Here is an 18,312-nt window from a genome sequence, read left to right as displayed (position 1 = left end):
TAAGTGCCACTTTCTTTATCTCGTCAAGCAAGGAAAAGCAGATGAAAAAACTGTCCCTCTTCATTGCTGCGTTGTTGGTTATTGTGGTTGGCGCAATCGCAGCGTTAGTTATTTTTGTTAATCCTAATCAATTTAAACCTTTGATTGTGGAACAAACCAAGAAACAAACGGGTCTTGAGCTAGTCATAGAGGGGGATATCCGTTGGACATTCTTCCCATCGATAGGCTTAGAACTTGGCAAAACGGAGTTAAGAAACCCCGTTGGCTTCAGTCAAACCAATTTGTTTAAAGTCGATCGGGTTGGTATAGAGATCTCGGTCATGCCCTTGCTGGATAGCCAACTGCATATTGGTAATGTTCAGTTAGAAGGTGCTGAAGTTTATCTGGAAACTTTGGAAGATGGCCGTTCAAATATTGACAGCTTAACTCAGGCATCCAATACCGAGGAGATGAAACCAGCATCGGCCAAAGAAATGCAAGTAGAGACAGAGGAGGTAAGCTCAGCGTCTACGACGACAGATAAGGCTTGGGATATTAATTTGGCGGGTGTCACTATCAAAAATGCTCGGTTAGACATTCAAGATAACCAAGCGGCAACTCACCTTAAGCTATACGATGTTCAGTTAACGGTATCTGAATTTGCAGCGAACAAATGGACAAAAGTCGATTTTTCTGCACAAGGTAGCAATAACCAGCAGCAATTTGGCGCCGCAGGTGCAGCAGAAATTAAGTTATCAGAGAATTTTAAGCAATACGCTTTACGAAATATTGCCTTGAGTGCGCATTTTAACGATAGCGCTACTCAGATCGACGCTCTAACGGTTGAACTGGCTACCTTTGAATTTGATAAAGCCAACTCGATGGCTTTCACCATGAAAGGGAAAGCCGCTGATTTACAATTGGATGTGGCAGGGAAAACGGCACTCACAGTGGATTCCACCGTCTCCACTGTATCTGTTGATAAACTCGATCTGATCGCCAATTTGCAAGGTGAAGCTTTACCTCAATCACCGATGAAGGTTGCAATGAATGCTTCTTTCTCTTTCGATATAGCGAAAAGCTCGCTCAATCTGATACTGGATAAACTGGCCGCTAACACACTGGAATTGGCGGGTAAGGCGAGTGTGAAATTGACCGATATTCCACAAGTTCGCTTTACGTTACACAGTCAACATATCGACCTTGATGAGTTTTTGGGGATAGGCCAATCACAAACGGAACCTGCTGAAAATGTTCAACCTACTCAGAATGCGCAAAAAACAGCATCAGTACCGACACAAGAAGTTGAGCCTGATTTATCGGCTTTGAAAGGATTGGATATTGCTGGGCAAGTAACGATTGACCAATTAAAAGCCGCCAATGCCAAACTGCATAAGGTACAGACTCGTTTCTCTGTTAATCGCGGTGTCATTGATCTCAGTTCACTGACGGCTGAACTTTATCAAGGCAAAGTTCAGGCCAGTGCTCAGATTGATGCTCGAAAAACACCGGCCACTTATCACGTAAAAAAAACGATAACCGGGGTAAAAGTGCAGCCCTTATTGGTTGATGTACTGAACAATAAAATGCTAGAAGGGACGGGTAATATTGAGGCTGATATTCAAGGAAAGAGCTTAACGCCGACGGGTATTCAGCAAAACCTTGTTGGTACTGTAGCCATTAAGTTTTCTGATGGCGCTGTTAACGGAATTAATATTGCTCAGTTGATTCGTACTAGCTACGCCAAAATTAAAGGGCAACGCGCAGAGGAATCGGATTCGGTGAAGAAGACGGATTTCAGTGCTATGAGTGCGACGCTGAAACTGAATAAAGGGGAAGTTTCCACCTCAAATCTAACCATGCAATCACCACTCCTACGTGTTCATGGTGAAGGGAAGGCAAATTACATACAGGAAAGCGTTGATTTTCTTGTACGAACCTCGATTGTTGGAACACTAAAAGGCCAAGGCGGGAAAGATATTGATGAGTTACGCGATGTGACGGTGCCTATTCATATTTCCGGTCAATGGGCCGATCCTAAATTCCGCTTGGTGTTTGATGATGTATTGAAACAAAAAGCACAAAAAGAGATTGACCGAGGAATAGAAAAACTGGGCGATAAAATTAAAAATGAAGAGACAAAACAAGCAGTAGATGGGTTGCTCAAAGGGTTACTGAAACGGTAATCGAGACGTTGCTCGGAGTCAAAGCTTTCGTCCGAGATCGAGTCATACTTTGTTACTCATCGATTCCCGATGATGTGTGGTTGCGCATTATCGGGAATTATCATCGGCTTATCTGCTTACCAGTCAACGCCTTGCCGAGCTTTGACTCCGGCATCAAAGGCGTGTTTGATATTTTTGACTTCCGATACGGTATCGGCCATTTCAATGAGGGTTCGATGGGCCCCACGGCCCGTGATTATAACGGACTGCATTGCGGGGCGTTCTGCTAAGGCAGAGACGACTTCCTCTAACTCAATATAGCCGTAATTAACCATGTAAGTCAGCTCATCAAATAATACCACTTCCAGTGAAGGATCGTTCAGCATTCGTCGACATTCATGCCAGACTAGTTGTGCGGCTTGAGTGTCTGCTTGTCTATTTTGTGTATCCCAAGTGAAACCTGTGGCCATGACTTGAAATTCTACTCCGAGTTTTTCTAAGAGATTTCGCTCACCATTCTCCCATGTACCTTTGATAAATTGTGCAACGGCGCATTTTTGTCCGTGCCCAACGGCTCGGGCAATGGTTCCAAAACCTGAGGTGGATTTGCCTTTGCCATTACCGGTAATAATCAACAATAGTCCTTTTTCTTCTTGTGCTTGTGCAATACGAGCATCAACCTGTTCTTTCACTTTTTGCTGACGTGCTTGGTGCCGCTGCTGTTTAATGTCGTCATTGGACATGCTTAATCCCTTTCTTTGCTACGAATGGATTTATAGTAGCCTAACTTAATGTTATGAAACACCAAGTAAACCTAAGGGTTTTCATCCGGGTTAGAAAGTGTTGGGGGAGGGAAATTGAGAGAAGTGTTAATTTCATCAAAATAACGATTGCGTCGCATGATACCACTGTAGCGCTAAAATATTGGCAGTGAACGTAATAACCGACTACGGTTAAATAAACCACTGATTGATACACCTTTGCTTGCACCTAAAGACTGAGGTTTTCCCCTCAGTCTTTTTCTTTGCTTTTGATACAGGCGGATGAACTTAGCTAGAAACGGTAACTGGCTTGAACCCCCACCAGCCAGACATTACCACTGACTTTACCCGTGTATGTGCCTGCAAGTTTTTGTGAGTCATAATCTGTGTCTTCCCTAGGCTCATAGAGAGAGGCTTTTTTCGCAAAGATATAAGTAAAGCCTGCATCAAGCGTGAGCTGTTTTGTTGCCTGATAACCGGCACCGATACTTAACCAAGTCCGATCCGTTTCTGGAATGGTTGCGGTACGAAAACGGGTACTGACCGCCGATAAATCATAAGCAACCCCAGCACGTAGTGTGAGGTCTTGATCCCACGCATAGCTTGTGCCCAGTGCAAAACGATAGCTGTCTTTCCAGTTTTCCGACTTGATTAAATCACTGGAACCATCATTAAACTCAGCTGTTAATTGATCAAAGCTGCTCCAATCTGTCCAGTTAATGCTGCTGTGAATCGCCCACTGTTCGGTAAGCTGATGAAAGCTCGCTAGCTCTGCGGTGGCTGGGAGTGTAACAGATAATTGCCCTGGCTTATGTTGAGTGGGTTGTACAGGATTAACAGCAAATCCTTCCGCATGGCCTTCAAAATCCATCACCACTTCCGATTTATAGCTAAAGGCGATTCGGTGTTGTGGATGAAGCTGCCAAGCGGCTCCGATTTGCCAGCCCCAACTGGTGTCATCGCCTTCCATATATTTTAAGGTTGTACCTTGGGGAAGAGAGATAGGGCTGTCATTGGAATCTATGCCAACAATATTATTTTTAGGCACACTAGCACCAAAATGCCCTTCGCCCATAACATATCGCACTCCACCACCAACACTGACGGTTTCAGTTAATTGATAACCTAAGTTTAGGTTGGCTTCCATGGTTTTGATCATCGCTTCGTCACCAAAATGACTGGCTGCAAAGCCTGATAAATCGGTTTCCATGCCATAGTTGGTCCCTAGTGCTAAGCCTAAGAACACGCGCTCGTTCAACTGATGAGAGAAATAAAAATTTGGGACAACCGCATCATTGGCATAGTCTGAAGCATTGCCGTGAGAGAGGGCGTTGTTAAAATGAACGGTACCCTTTACATCCACATTAGGGTTGACATAAATCGCACCAGCAGAGACTTGTGTGCCTGAAAGATAAGTCAGCATGGCTGGATTACGCCACTGAGCGCCAGCATTATCAGCCATTGCGGCCTCTCCGGCGTACGCTCGGCCAAGCCCGGTTGCTGAATATTCTGCCAATTGAAAACCCGCTGCAAATGAGGTCGAGGAGATCATCATAAAGCTACAAGCCATAGCGGTGGAGAGAAAGGTTCGATTTGTTTTCATTGTCATGTTCGCTGAAATTATCTAATAGGTGGCCGAAAAGTCTAAAGGTTGGATAAGGGTGAGGATAATGAAAAACAGCAAAAAGCCTTTTTTCAGATTTTTATTTTAATAAATTTAATTATTTTAGTTTTTTAATCTGTGTTGATTAAGGCGATTATCAGGTTTCAGCGTACATATGTAGTGTGTAAGCGGGGTAAATCAGTACAAGTGTTCGCTTAAAGTAATGAGGGTAACGGGAAAAAATAACAAAAGGGCTGAAAGTTCAGCCCTTTATCATGGAGTAGATAAGAGTAATTAATTAGAAAGTGCGGCTATATTGTAAGCCCAGCATTAGAGCATCGGCTTTAGTTGTTGCACTTAAGGTACTACCAGCATCCTTCTCGGTAACATCAACATTTTTACCCATTAAGTAGGTTATACCAAAATCGACATTAGACTTTTCGCTTAACTGATATGTGAAACCTGTTGAGAGCCATTGGCGATCTGAATCTGGGACTGAGATTGATGTCTTATTATCTTGTGCGCTGGTGTCATACATATAACCCGCTCGCAGAGTCCAATCACGGTTTAGGTAGTAGGTTCCACCAATCGAGTAATGCCAGCCATCTTGCCATTTATACTCTTTCACAAAGCGACCATTGTCAGCACCAACGGCAGAACGTGAAGCATCTAGGTTTTCAAAGTCGATCTTGTCAAAAGAACTCCAACCAATCCATTGCACACTATAATGCACGGCAAATTGTGTGTCTTGAATCTTATGGAAGCCTGAGAACTCTGCAATATCAGGCAGAGGGAGTATTATTTTCTGTCCATCATCATCTTTAGCATCAAATTCTGGACTGTAGCGATAAGCAAAACCAAAACGGTTGTTTTCATCTAACTCATAGACCGTACCTAGGTTAAACCCAACAGCCCAACCATCGGCTTTATCGACATTTATTAATGATGTACCTCTAGGAGGGAGTGGTGATAGTTGAGGAGGAAATGCTTCACCAGCTTTGCGTTTCATGGTTCCCTGTCCATAAATTATATCAAGACCAGCACCAAAGCTGAGCTGTTTATTAAGACGATAAGAGCCAGCAATACCAAAGTTAAAGCTTTTCACATCCGTTAAGCCGCCATACTCAGCCGCAGGGTAATTATCTGAAAATTCGGTTTTGGTTCCGAAATTAGAGTAGGCATTCACGCCCCAAGCAAATTGCTCATTCACCGGTACAATCAGGTGAATATTAGGTGCGACAGAAGTACCACCAATATCGTCAGTATTTTGTACCGCTACAGAACCACCGTCCCAAAGATTATTATACTGCACATTTTTTACATCGATCATAGTGGTGATGGTCTCAAACCCTAGCGACAAAGCGGTTTTATCAAAGAGAGCCATCGCAGCAGGGTTACGAGACATGACCGCGGCATTGTCAGCGATCACGGCATCACCAGCAAAAGCACGGCCAAGGCCAGTGGCAGATTGTGCGTTGAGCTGGAAGCCCGCGGCAATAGCTTGCTGGGTAGCAAGAGAGATGGTCACTGCTAAGAGTGACTGTTTAAACAGACGCGTCTTGTTCATTAGACTTTTTCCTTTGTTATATCGCCTCTGATGGGCGTTGTGTTGAGCATTTACTCATTTGGTGGCTGATACTAGACGCTAGTATAGAAGATAGAAATCCGACCATTGGATAATGGGATGGTAAAGTTTTAAAAATGCTAGTAAATTGGCATTAAATTGTAACAAAAAGGTTAATTATAGAGTTGGAACTCTATTATATGGAGAGACGAAGGGGAAATGAGACAAGTGTATATTGTCAGCGTGTAGGTTTGATATTTGGCTAGGGTAAGCACTTTCTGTCAGAAAGAAGGAGGGCTAGAAAGGGTCCAGAGATTGTTTTGAATCAATTTTTGGTCCTGCAAGGGAGATAAAACGGGCATAAAATTGATCTAATTCAAAATATCCTGCCCGTAAGCCGTTATAGTAACCCTTGTCATCTCGTTGGTCCTTGTGGCTGACATGTTGAGCAAGATGACACTTCCTTTTGAAGGCTGACTTTACTTTCTCCTAATCAGGAAACTGATTATTTCAATTGGCGTAAGTTAATTGCTTTATATACATTCCGACCACACAGTTCTGTGTGGTTTTTTTTTGCCTGCTTTCGCTGCCGAAATCACGTTTATTTAAACACTTGTTTGATTGGTGTAACAATTTGATTACAATGCTTGTCAGGTCAGACCTCTTATTCTAAGGAGAAATAATGGGCAAGCAGGAAGTGAAAACACGTTCTGGTGAACGTGTCGCCATTGTCGCAGGATTACGAACGCCATTTGCACGCCAAAGTACAGCATTCTCTCAAGTCCCCGCTGTAGATTTAGGCAAAATGGTGGTGAATGAACTGCTCACTCGAACTGATATCGATCCCCGCTTAATAGAACAAGTGGTTTTTGGGCAAGTCGTACAAATGCCTGAAGCTCCGAATATTGCTCGGGAAATAGTATTGGGTACTGGAATGAATATTCACACCGATGCTTACAGCGTGACTCGGGCGTGTGCAACCAGTTTTCAATCGGCTGTTAACGTGGCGGAAAGCATTATGGCAGGGACGATCGATATTGGCCTTGCTGGTGGGGCGGATTCTTCATCGGTTTTGCCCATTGGCGTTTCCAAAAAGCTGGCCGCAAGCTTATTGGCGTTGAGTAAAGCGAAAAGCTTAAGTCAAAAGTTCTCGATATTAACTTCGCTCTCTATCAAAGATCTTATGCCCGTTCCCCCTGCGGTTGCTGAATATTCAACGGGGCTATCAATGGGGCAAACCGCCGAACAGATGGCAAAATCTCATGGAATCTTGCGTGCAGATCAAGATGCGCTTGCCCACCGTTCCCATACCCTTGCAGCAAAAGCATGGCATGAAGGGAAAATCAGCGGTGAAGTGATGACCGCATTTCCAGAACCATACAATACATGGCTCGATAAAGATAATAACGTTCGTTTTGATTCCACGGTTGAAGGATATGCCAAGCTACGCCCTGCTTTTGATCGCCAATATGGCACAGTCACTGCAGCAAACAGTACTCCATTAACCGATGGTGCAGCTGCCATTATTTTAATGCGTGAAGGTCGAGCAAAAGAGCTCGGTCTGGAGGTTATGGGTTACATCCGCTCTTATGCTTTTTCTGCGATAGGCGTAGAGAAAGATATGCTGATGGGGCCATCATTTGCAACACCTCTAGCGTTAGAACGTGCTGGTATTGAGCTAAAAGATTTAACCTTGATTGATATGCATGAAGCGTTTGCGGCACAAACATTAGCGAATTTAAAAATGTTTGCGAGTGATCAATTTGCTCAGCAGCATTTAGGCCGGGCCAAAGCGATTGGGGAAGTTGATATGGATAAGTTTAATGTACTCGGTGGCTCAATTGCTTATGGGCACCCTTTTGCTGCGACAGGAGCTAGGATGATTACCCAAACACTGCGTGAATTACAACGTCGTGGGGGAGGGTTAGCATTGAATACCGCTTGTGCTGCAGGTGGGCTAGGCGCAGCCATGATTTTGGAGGTCGAGTAATGAGCGAAGCAAAAGCATTTCATTTAAATATTGATGATCAACAGGTTGCCTGGCTGGCGATTGATGTGCCTGGAGAAAAAATGAATACCTTGCAAGCGGCTTTTGCTCAAGAAATGCAGGTGGTATTTAAGCAGTTAGATGAACAGAAAAAACAGGTAAAAGGCCTGATCATTCATTCGTTAAAGCCAGATAATTTTATTGCAGGGGCCGATGTTCGCATGCTAGATGCTTGTCGTTCTGCTTCGGAAGCACAAGCATTGGCAACTCAAGGTCAACAGATGTTTCAGCAGTTGGAAGCTTTTCCTTTCCCTGTGGTGGCAGCGATTCACGGCTCTTGCCTCGGTGGAGGGCTTGAATTAGCGCTAGCTTGTGATTATCGAGTGTGTAGTGATGATGATAAAACACGGTTAGGCCTACCAGAAGTGATGCTTGGGTTGCTTCCTGGTTCAGGGGGAACTCAGCGTTTGCCTCGTTTGATTGGCCTGTTGCCCGCATTAGATTTAATTTTAACGGGTAAACAGTTAAGGGCTAAAAAAGCGAAAACATTGGGTGTGGTGGATGCGTGTGTACCTGAAAGTGTTTTGCTGGATATAGCCCAACGTTTTATCCGTGATAAAGGTAAAAAGCGTGGCAAAGTGCCGCGGTCAGTGAAAGAAAAGTTGATGGCAAATACTGGGTTAGGTCGTAAGGTGATTTTTGATCAGGCTCGTAAAAAAACGGATCAAAAAACCCGAGGAAATTACCCAGCTGCCAAGGCGATTTTAGAGGTAATAGAAACGGGATTAGAGAAAGGTTTTAAAGTGGGGTTAGCAATAGAGGCCACACGTTTTGGTGAGTTGGTGATGACGCCAGAATCGAAAGCGCTACGGTCAATCTTTTTCGCTACCACGGAGATGAAAAAAGAGCATGGTAGTGATGCGAAACCTCGTGATATCCAGCGTGTGAGTGTGTTGGGTGGCGGTTTGATGGGAGCAGGTATCAGCCATGTTAGTGTTGCTAAAGCCAAATTACCGGTCAGAATCAAAGACGTTACGAATGATGGTGTACTCAATGCTCTTCGCTATAACTACACATTGTTTGATAAGCAGCGTAAACGAAAAATTATCAGTAAAGCTCAATTACAGAATCAAATGATGAAGCTGTCAGGCGGGACGGATTTTACGGGTTTTCAACACCTAGATATTGTGATCGAAGCGGTGTTTGAAGATCTGCCTCTCAAGCAGCAAATGGTGGCGGAGGTGGAGCAACATGCTCAACGTGAGACCATTTTCGCAACCAATACCTCTTCGTTACCCATCACAAAAATTGCGGCCAAAGCGACACGGCCTGAGAATATCGTCGGGCTGCATTATTTCAGCCCTGCTGAAAAAATGCCTTTGGTAGAAGTGATTCCTCATCCAACAACTTCAGCCGATACCATTGCGACGGTCGTTGCTTTAGCGAAGAAACAAGGAAAAACGCCAATCGTGGTTAAAGATTGTGCGGGGTTTTACGTAAACCGGATTCTTGCTCCGTACATGAATGAAGCTGCAAAAGTATTGTTAGCAGGGGAGCCGGTTGAGAAGATTGATACCGCACTACTCAACTTTGGTTTTCCAGTTGGCCCGATTACCTTATTAGATGAAGTTGGTATCGATGTTGGCTCGAAAATCATGCCAGTATTGGTTAATGAGCTTGGGCCGCGTTTTCAGGGGCCAGAGGTTTTTGAAACGTTACTGAACGATAATCGAAAAGGGCGAAAAACGGGGAAAGGTTTTTACTCTTATAAAGGGAATAAAAAGAAGCAAGTCGATAAGTCGGTCTACAAGCTTTTGAATCTCACACCTGAATCAAAATGGAGTGATAAAGACATCGCGCTTCGTTGTGTGCTGCCTCTGTTAAATGAAGCAGTTCGATGCCTTGATGATGGTATTATTCATTCAGCCAGAGATGGTGATATTGGTGCTATTTTCGGCATAGGTTTCCCGCCATTCCTCGGTGGCCCTTTCCGTTATATGGATCATATCGGATTAAAAAAACTGGTGGAAATGATGAATCAACATGCGCAAAAATATGGTGATCACTTTGCCCCTTGTGATGGTTTAGTCACTCGGGCTGGGCTAGACGAAACGTTTTATTAACGTCTGCTTTCGTTGTAAAAAAGAAAAAGAGAGCCGATCATAAACGCTCGCTCTCTTTTTCTTTCGATTGTTACAAAAGCTGTTTAGTGAATGTGGTAAGCGATCACGAAATCGATAAATAATCGTACTTTCTCTGGTAAATGATCTTTGTGGTTATACAGCATATAAATATCACGGGGGTTTGCACTCCAATCTGGTAGAACGCGCACTAAGCTACCATCGGCAAGAAATTCTTTCAGCATAACATCAGGCATTAACGTTATCCCCAAGCCATCAGAGCAAGCACTGCGAATGACGTTCAGTGCATTAGACTGAAAGCGTCCGGGATCGTTATTAATGACGTGCTCACCTTGGCTGTTAACCAATTGCCATTTGAGTAAGGGTTCACCTTTTAATAAAGAGTGATGGGAGAGATCTTCGGCATGGACGGGTTCTGCTTGTTTCGTGAGGTAGTGAGGGCTAGCGACTAAAATATCTTTGACTTCACCAATTTTTCTGGCAATTAAGCTAGAGTCACGCTGAGGGCCAACTCGAAAAATCACATCCCATTCCGTTGGATCTAGTTGGTCTGCATGGTTACTTGTGGTGAGCTCAAGGTTGATTTCTGGATATTGATGCATGAATTCATTAAACATGGGCATCATCATCCGTTTGGTTAAGTTAGAAGGAGAGGAGAGCCGAATCGTACCTGATGCACCACGACACTCATCGGTGATTTCCTCAGTCATTGCGGCGAGGCGTTCAAGTAACGGAGAGCAATCTCGAAAAAAACGTTCCCCTGCTTCTGTCAAAGATAACTTACGAGCGTGACGGTTTAATAACCGAAGATTTAAAGAGTCTTCTAACGCCTGAATACGTCGAGTGATGGTGGCTACAGGAATCATCGTTTTACGAGATGTGGCGGTGTAGCTACCATGTTCGACAACCAGTCGAAAGAGATTGAGATCATCTAATTTCATTATTCCTGCCACATTATCTTGAGAATCTAAGTAATTTATACGGATATCCTCATCTAAAGGTTGCGTCACATCAACTTGTTGGACGATTCGTGATATTCCATACATATAGTATGCAACGATGATGAAAAGAGGAATATTTGTATAAATCTTATTTCATGACTATTTTGTAAGTAAGGTAAAAGACCTTCTTATATTGCTGACTTGTTATCAATATACAGAATTAAGTACGGCAATATTGGGGAAATGACCATTCACAATCATCAAAAAAATAACATTACGGGTTACAGACTGTCGGAAGTGAGATCGAACAGGGTAAGTAACCACATAGTAGGGTCGGTGCTATGTATAAAAACTATATTAGAGAGAACCAGCGATCAGAAAAACCACCGGAACAGGATACGTTGATTATGCTGGTGGATGATGATCCTATTTTTAGACGGGTTACCAGCGGTTATCTTTCTGCTCAGGGATATAAAGTTGTTGAAGCGGAAGATGGCCTTGATGGGCTGAGAAAATTACGTAGCAATGAACCCGATCTGGTTTTGTGTGATTTATCGATGCCGGTTTTAAACGGTATTGAATTTGTTGAAGAAGTCAGCCTTGAATACCCGTCATTACCGTTGATCGTCGTTTCTGCAACGGATGAAATGGCAGAAATAGCCAAAGCACTTCGCTATGGAATCAAAGATTTTTTACCAAAACCGATTGGTAATCACGAATATTTACGTTGTGCGATCAAAAGCACTCTAGAAGATGCAACCCACCATTTGTGTGACCAACGAGATTTTGCTAGCCAATGGTTTCGAGTGGATGGCGGTGGTGAAATACCAGAAGAACAAGAGCTCCATTGGCATTTAGAATACTTGAGAGAAAACCCAAATACGGCCAAGGAGCTTTTACAAGCATTGTTACCAGAAAACGACACAGCCCAAGGAATTTGGAAATGCAGCTATCGATTGTTACAGTCAACCGATGTGATGCCATTGGTCTTTGATTATGCATGGCTGATGGATGGGCAGTTTATTTTTTATATCATTGACTCATCGAGTGATGAAGAGTTAGGCGTCGCCAGTACCTTATTGATTCGTGCATTATTTAATGATTATTTACGCAATTTGCGCAGCCTCAGTGCCGATTTGAAAGATTTAGCTGGTATTTTTGAACGAGGGATTGAATGCTCTGAAGGGAGCACTTCCATCTCGGCTTTATTTGGCTTAGCCGACTTAACGGACGGTTCAGTGTCACTGCTCCCCGCTGGTTTAGCTTGTCAGTGGTCAAATGGTTACATTATGCACTCTATTCCTTCGGGCACTAAACTTGGGGAAAACTGTTTGAAAAATTTTATCACCAAGGACCTCTCCATTCATAGAGGTTGTCAAATTTCAGTGAATTGCCTCGGGTCGAGTAGTTTTACTTTGGATATTTATCAAAGTATCCAAAGTTAGCGATGGTGATGTGAAAATTTCCCCCAATTTCCGCGGGAATGGTTAACCCTATAGTTTGTCTGTGTTTGTCTTTCTTGATTTCCGGTATAGTGCTGACGAGTAATTTGCCTAACAAATAGGTTACCTAATCGCAACAAAATCTTGTGATAGAGATAAAGAAAGAGACGGATATCGATGGCAGACAAAGTATTTAAAGAACCCTATAATGTATTTTATTTTTTAGGTTTTATCGCCGCTCTCCTGATCCCAACCTTACCTGCGTTATTAACGTGGATTCGTGTTGCTAACGGATATTCAGGATTTTAGGTATAAGTGAGGTCCATCATCAATATTCGACATTGGATTCTTAATATTGTTGGTGGGCTAAGCCTTTGCCTTGGTATTTTGGGTATTGTTTTACCACTTCTTCCAACTACCCCCTTTATCCTTTTAGCCAGTGCTTGTTTTCTTCGTGGGAGCCCTAAGTTTTATCACTGGTTACATCATCATCCCCTGTTTGGTCCAATATTAGCGAACTGGCAGCAACATAGGGCGGTTTCTAAGCAAGTAAAACGACGTGGTAGTGTATTTATTCTTGCCAGCTTTACCTTTTCTATTGTCATTGTGCCCCATTTGTGGTTAAAAATTCTGCTATTTATTGCGCTTGTAGTCCTGATTGCTTGGTTTGTGCGTTTACCCACGTATGAGTTAGTTGCTAATCAATCAGAAAATCACTAGCATTATGGGGAAGTATGCCCACTCTTCGAGTGGGCCTTTGTTTTTTAGTATGCATATCCGTGAATGTGCATAGAACTCTAATTCTTACCAGTAGCCTAAGCTGTGGTGAGCCAATCGAAGTTAATTTAGTTATGACAACCGAAACTCTCTCTTTTATTAAATCAAGCATCAAGAGTATCCAAGACTACCCAAAGCCAGGCATTTTATTTCGTGATGTCACCAGCTTATTGGAAGATGCCAAAGCCTATCAAGCCACCATTCAGCTACTGGTTGAAAAGTATCAGCCGATGGGATTTGATAAAGTCGTCGGAACAGAAGCCCGTGGCTTTTTATTTGGTGCGCCACTGGCATTAGAGCTAGGAGTGGGATTTGTTCCTGTTCGTAAGCCAGGGAAGTTACCGAGAGAGACGCTCGCTCAGTCTTATGAATTAGAATATGGTACTGATACTTTGGAAATTCATGTTGATGCCATTCAACCGGGTGACAAAGTATTGGTCGTGGATGATCTACTTGCGACTGGCGGAACTATTGAAGCCACGACTAAGCTCATTCGCCAGCTTGGTGGTGATGTTGAACATGCTGCTTTTGTGATTAATTTACCCGAAATTGGTGGTGATAAGCGTCTTGAACGTTTAGGTTTACATGTTTTCAGTATTTGTGAATTTGAAGGCCACTAAATAGCCAAAACGGAAGGTTTCATGAGTTATCTAGCCTTAGCGCGAAAATGGCGTCCCACTAAATTTAAAGAAGTTGTCGGCCAAGCGCATGTATTAACTGCTCTAGAAAATGCTTTAACGCAAAATCGACTTCATCACGCTTACTTATTTAGTGGTACGCGAGGGGTCGGTAAAACAACCATTGGGCGTTTGTTTGCTAAAGGGTTGAACTGCGAAACCGGGATCACCTCGGCACCGTGTGGGCAATGTACAACGTGTAAAGAAATTGACCAAGGTCGATTTGTTGATTTATTGGAAATTGACGCTGCTTCCCGAACGAAAGTAGAAGATACCCGTGACTTACTAGATAATGTTCAATACAAACCTGCCCGAGGCCGTTTTAAGGTTTATCTGATTGATGAAGTTCATATGCTGTCTCGTCATAGCTTCAATGCGTTACTCAAAACGCTAGAAGAGCCACCTGAATATGTGAAATTTTTGCTGGCAACGACGGATCCACAGAAGTTGCCAGTCACGATTTTATCCCGTTGTTTACAGTTTCATTTAAAACCGATCACGGTTGAAAATATTCAACAGCAACTTGAGCATATTCTTCAAGCTGAACAGGTTGAGCGAGAGTCTAAAGCTCTGTCACTTATTGCTCATGCAGCTGATGGTAGTATGCGTGATGCATTAAGCTTGACAGATCAAGCCATTGCACTCGGCAATGGCCATGTACATTATGATACGGTGGCCCATATGCTGGGCACACTAGATACTGACCAAGCATTAACCTTATTGCAGGCAATCAGCAGTAAACAACCACAGACGGCCATGAGCTGTATCGAGTCGCTTGCTCATAATGGGGTCGATTGGGACGGGTTGTTGCAACAATGTGCTGCGCAATTACATCGTATTGCTATGTGTCAAGCTTTGCCATCTAGCGTTGATAAGTCACTGCCTGATGCAGAAAAAATCAGTGGGTTGGCACATTCATTGGCCCCTCAGGATGTACAACTCTATTATCAAATTGCGTTAAAAGGGCGAGAAGATCTTCCATTGGCTCCGACTGCGCGAATTGGTATTGAGATGACTGTATTACGAATGATGGCTTTTCGACCTTCACACGTTTCTGGTGTTAATTCACTGGTCTCTCAAAGTTCGATGGATACCCAGGCCTCATCATCAGTACCGAACGTGACGCCTTCGGTTTCTTCAGTGCCTCAAATCGTATCCGAACCTAACGTTCCGTCAACTCAAGCATCACCGTCAGTTGAAGATAATGTGACACAAGAATCGGAGCCAGTCGCTGCGAGCACGATATCGAATTCCACCTCCCCGGTTGTTGGGTTGCGGCATCAACTGCGTTCTCAGCGTAAGGGACTTACTCCGAAAGGGAGTGCGCCAAAAAAGCCTAGTGCGACATCAGCAAAACCACAGTCGGTATTAGAGCGAGTGGCCCAACGTAGCCAATCGACAGCGATGCCGATGTCGCCGAGTATTCAAGCTCCAGAACCAGCACAACCCGATGAACAAATGTATCAATGGCGCCCCTCCGGTGATATAGAGCCAGCTCCCTTGCTGAGCAATGACCTAACGCCAACTCAGATCAAGCAAGCGTTAGAGCATGAGAAAACGCCTGAAATGGTTGGAAAATTGATTACAGAGTCTGTACAACTCAATGAATGGGCTGCATTGATACAGCGGCTAGAAACCGCAAAATTAGTTGAGCAATTGGCTTTAAATTCAACATACAAAAAACAAGGTTCTTCCATAGCATTAACCTTACGACCTTCTCATGCTCATCTCAATACAGATAAAGCACAAAGTGAGCTGCTACAAGCCATTAATGATCAACTGGGAGAAGAGTGTCATTTAACTGTGACAATCGGAGAAGAGGGGGAAACCCCACTAGAGTTAAGAGAGCGTCTGTACCAACAAAAACTTTCTTTTGCGATAGAGAGCCTAACACAAGACCCGAACGTGCAATTTATTGAGCGTCGTTTTAATGCAGAGTTTGATAAACAAAGCGTTCGACCTATTTAACGAGTGGGGTTGAGATTGATTGATTTTACCCCCATTTATTTAAAACGATTGAAGAAAAACCAGAGAGATAATTATGTTTGGTAAAGGCGGTATGGGCAACTTAATGAAGCAAGCCCAACAAATGCAAGAACGTATGCAAAAGCTACAAGAAGAAGTCGCGAATATGGAGATCACCGGTGAATCTGGTGCTGGCTTGGTTAAAATTACCGTAACGGGTAGCCATAGTGTACGTCGTGTCGAAATTGATGAAAGCTTGATGGAAGACGATAAAGAGATGCTGGAAGATCTGATCGCAGCCGCTTTTAATGATGCATCTCGTCGAATTGAAGAGACTCAGAAAGAAAAAATGTCAGCCATTACCGGTGGAATGCAGCTTCCTCCAGGTATGAAAATGCCATTTTAAACTTGAGTATTCATAATGCGTAGCAGTCATATGCTGGAGCATTTGATGGAGGCCTTACGTTGCCTGCCTGGGGTTGGCCCCAAGTCAGCGCAGCGTATGGCCTTTCATTTGTTACAGCGAGATAGAAAAGGTGGTTTACAGCTTGCCGATGCCCTTAGCCAAGCAATGGTTGAAATTGGCCACTGTAGCGAGTGTCGTACCTTTACCGAGGAAGAAGTCTGTCATATTTGCCGTAATGCGAAACGACAAGAAAATGGCCAACTTTGTGTGGTGGAAAGTCCTGCCGATATTGCTGCTTTAGAAGCGACGGGACAATATTCTGGTCGCTATTTTGTGCTCATGGGGCACCTTTCCCCACTCGATGGAATAGGCCCTAGTGATATTGGTTTAGATGTGTTGGATTTTCGTTTGCAGAAGGGGGGGATCAGCGAGGTGATTCTGGCAACAAACCCGACGGTAGAAGGAGAAGCAACGGCACATTACATTGCTGAGTTATGTCATGAACACCAAATATCGGTCAGCCGTATTGCACATGGTGTGCCTGTGGGGGGAGAATTAGAGTTAGTGGATGGCACTACGCTCTCTCATTCACTATTGGGGCGACAAAAACTTCATTCTGGTTTTTAATTCTTTTCTCTCAAGGCCCATCATAATGATGGAGCCTTGAGATAGTCACATCATCAATCGCATTATGCCGACTGGCGACCTAATAATTGTTTGTAGATCAACGCACCCAGAGCGGCACCAACAATCGGTGCGACCCAGAACAGCCACAGCTGTGATGTTGCCCAATCTCCGACAAAAAGTGCAACAGCCGTACTCCGTGCTGGGTTAACGGATGTATTGGTGACAGGAATCGAGATCAAGTGGATTAGCGTTAGGCATAAACCAATGGCAATAGGGGCAAAGCCTTGTGGAGCACGGGAATCTGTAGCCCCCATGATAACGATCAAAAACATCATGGTCATAACCACTTCAGAGACCAGTGCGGCTGTCATTGAGTAACCGCCCGGTGAGTGTTCACCAAAACCGTTGGCGGCAAAACCAGAGGCTGCGACATCGAACCCCATTTGGCCTGTTGCGATTACATAAAGTACTGCGCCCGCAATGACTCCACCAATCACTTGCGAAAGAATGTAAGGGATAACATCTTTTGTTGAGAATCGACCACCCACCCATAGGCCAACTGTCACCGCAGGGTTTAGATGACAGCCAGAGATATGGCCAATAGCAAAAGCCATCGTCAGAACGGTTAAACCAAAAGCCAGAGCAACACCGAGTAGGCCAATTCCAACTTCAGGAAAACCTGCGGCTAAAACCGCACTACCACAACCACCGAGTACCAGCCAAAAGGTACCAAACGCTTCAGCATAATATTTATTCATGATTCCTAACCTTATAAAATTCATGGGTATAACCCAAGCGATGAAAATCTACTGCTTTGCTAGTATTGAAAAGTCAGAGGAATGAAAAATATAGAGCTAGGTAGCATTTTTTTATTGTTGCTACGGTATTTTTTGAGTGCTTTGTTCCAAAAAAGTTAAATTTTGTAATGCTTGGTGTTGGCTTTCTCCGCAAACGCTGGTACATGGCTTAAATTGGTGGCAGACCGCTGGACGTTCTGGTTTTCCAAACAGTTGGCATAAATCTTCGTCATTCAGTTGAATACAGCGCACCCCAGCAGGTTTACCGTGTGGCATTCCCGGAATAGGAGATGAGATACTCGGTGCAATACAGCAAGCACCACAGCCCAGTCGACAATCCATTTTTTCACCTTTATAGACACCGTCATAATCAGGTCGTCGATCCTAACAGATCTCACCATAATACACAGTGAAATTCCCGCTCATCACTTGAAGTTTCCAAAAGGGAGGGGTATAACACCTGACCAAAATACGCTGATA

The 18,312-nt window shown here is 43.8% G+C and carries 16 protein-coding genes; 10 read left to right on the top strand and 6 right to left on the bottom strand.

The genetic code is table 11. From position 1 onward, the window contains the following. Nucleotides 1–41 precede the first annotated feature (41 nt). Nucleotides 42–2,165, top strand: coding sequence for an AsmA family protein (locus EXA13_RS09950; RefSeq protein WP_238133035.1), 2,124 nt, complete (start codon nt 42–44; stop codon nt 2,163–2,165). A gap of 116 nt (nt 2,166–2,281) precedes the next feature. On the opposite strand, the gene cobO is transcribed toward EXA13_RS09950, so the two are convergent. The 3 genes from cobO to EXA13_RS09935 all read right to left on the bottom strand — a co-directional run bounded on the left by cobO (nt 2,282) and on the right by EXA13_RS09935 (nt 6,075). Then, the gene (gene cobO / locus EXA13_RS09945) at nt 2,282–2,887 is read right to left on the bottom strand and encodes a cob(I)yrinic acid a,c-diamide adenosyltransferase (protein ID WP_238133034.1); all 606 of its coding nucleotides are present in this window, start codon (nt 2,885–2,887) and stop codon (nt 2,282–2,284) included. Between the two features lie 310 nt (nt 2,888–3,197). Further along, nucleotides 3,198–4,508: an outer membrane protein transport protein gene (locus EXA13_RS09940; RefSeq protein WP_238133033.1), complete on the bottom strand. Its 1,311-nt coding sequence runs from the start codon at nt 4,506–4,508 to the stop codon at nt 3,198–3,200. Nucleotides 4,509–4,806: 298 nt separating this feature from the next. Then, the gene (locus EXA13_RS09935) at nt 4,807–6,075 is read right to left on the bottom strand and encodes an outer membrane protein transport protein (RefSeq protein WP_238133032.1); all 1,269 of its coding nucleotides are present in this window, start codon (nt 6,073–6,075) and stop codon (nt 4,807–4,809) included. A 679-nt stretch (nt 6,076–6,754) separates the two neighbouring features. Between EXA13_RS09935 and fadI the strand changes: the two genes are divergently transcribed. Together fadI and fadJ are read left to right on the top strand one after the other, a co-directional pair. Beyond that, on the top strand, nt 6,755–8,062 hold the full coding sequence (fadI, locus tag EXA13_RS09930) for an acetyl-CoA C-acyltransferase FadI (protein ID WP_238133031.1): 1,308 nt from the start codon (nt 6,755–6,757) through the stop codon (nt 8,060–8,062). Continuing rightward, the gene (fadJ, locus tag EXA13_RS09925) at nt 8,062–10,182 is read left to right on the top strand and encodes a fatty acid oxidation complex subunit alpha FadJ (protein ID WP_238133030.1); all 2,121 of its coding nucleotides are present in this window, start codon (nt 8,062–8,064) and stop codon (nt 10,180–10,182) included. Before fadI ends, fadJ begins: the two co-directional genes overlap by 1 nt. Before the next feature lie 83 nt (nt 10,183–10,265). Here fadJ and EXA13_RS09920 read toward each other — a convergent pair whose 3' ends face one another. After that, nucleotides 10,266–11,141 (bottom strand): LysR family transcriptional regulator, encoded by an 876-nt coding sequence (locus EXA13_RS09920; RefSeq protein ID WP_238133069.1) that lies wholly within the window; start codon nt 11,139–11,141, stop codon nt 10,266–10,268. 341 nt (nt 11,142–11,482) lie between these two features. Here EXA13_RS09920 and EXA13_RS09915 point away from each other — a divergent pair, with 341 nt between their 5' ends. The 7 genes from EXA13_RS09915 (at nt 11,483) to recR (ending at nt 17,035) form a co-directional block, all read left to right on the top strand. Next, nucleotides 11,483–12,586 carry a response regulator gene (locus EXA13_RS09915; RefSeq protein ID WP_238133029.1) on the top strand — a complete coding sequence of 368 codons (1,104 nt, stop codon included), beginning with the start codon at nt 11,483–11,485 and terminating at the stop codon, nt 12,584–12,586. 174 nt (nt 12,587–12,760) lie between these two features. Continuing rightward, a complete protein-coding gene (locus EXA13_RS16820) occupies nt 12,761–12,892 on the top strand; it encodes a hypothetical protein (protein WP_269136912.1) in 132 nt (43 codons plus the stop codon). A gap of 6 nt (nt 12,893–12,898) precedes the next feature. Further along, complete coding sequence (locus EXA13_RS09910; protein ID WP_238133028.1) at nt 12,899–13,303, top strand: YbaN family protein; 405 nt, start codon at nt 12,899–12,901, stop codon at nt 13,301–13,303. A 131-nt stretch (nt 13,304–13,434) separates the two neighbouring features. Next, nucleotides 13,435–13,980, top strand: a complete 546-nt coding sequence (gene apt / locus EXA13_RS09905) for an adenine phosphoribosyltransferase (RefSeq protein WP_238133027.1) — start codon at nt 13,435–13,437, stop codon at nt 13,978–13,980. A 21-nt stretch (nt 13,981–14,001) separates the two neighbouring features. Beyond that, nucleotides 14,002–16,005, top strand: coding sequence for a DNA polymerase III subunit gamma/tau (dnaX, locus tag EXA13_RS09900; RefSeq protein WP_238133026.1), 2,004 nt, complete (start codon nt 14,002–14,004; stop codon nt 16,003–16,005). Between the two features lie 73 nt (nt 16,006–16,078). Beyond that, a complete protein-coding gene (locus EXA13_RS09895; RefSeq protein WP_099611362.1) occupies nt 16,079–16,408 on the top strand; it encodes a YbaB/EbfC family nucleoid-associated protein in 330 nt (109 codons plus the stop codon). A 15-nt stretch (nt 16,409–16,423) separates the two neighbouring features. Continuing rightward, nucleotides 16,424–17,035 (top strand): recombination mediator RecR, encoded by a 612-nt coding sequence (gene recR / locus EXA13_RS09890; RefSeq protein WP_238133025.1) that lies wholly within the window; start codon nt 16,424–16,426, stop codon nt 17,033–17,035. A 62-nt stretch (nt 17,036–17,097) separates the two neighbouring features. On the opposite strand, the gene aqpZ is transcribed toward recR, so the two are convergent. Beyond that, nucleotides 17,098–17,793, bottom strand: coding sequence for an aquaporin Z (gene aqpZ, locus EXA13_RS09885; protein ID WP_154115446.1), 696 nt, complete (start codon nt 17,791–17,793; stop codon nt 17,098–17,100). Nucleotides 17,794–17,913: 120 nt separating this feature from the next. Then, the gene (locus EXA13_RS09880) at nt 17,914–18,174 is read right to left on the bottom strand and encodes a YkgJ family cysteine cluster protein (protein ID WP_238133024.1); all 261 of its coding nucleotides are present in this window, start codon (nt 18,172–18,174) and stop codon (nt 17,914–17,916) included. Nucleotides 18,175–18,312: the final 138 nt, after the last annotated feature.

This window comes from Vibrio cincinnatiensis, assembly GCF_022113815.1.
Classification (GTDB): domain Bacteria; phylum Pseudomonadota; class Gammaproteobacteria; order Enterobacterales; family Vibrionaceae; genus Vibrio; species Vibrio cincinnatiensis_A.
Note: the sequence above shows the minus strand (reverse complement) of the source record. Positions and strands in the feature narration are given on the sequence as shown.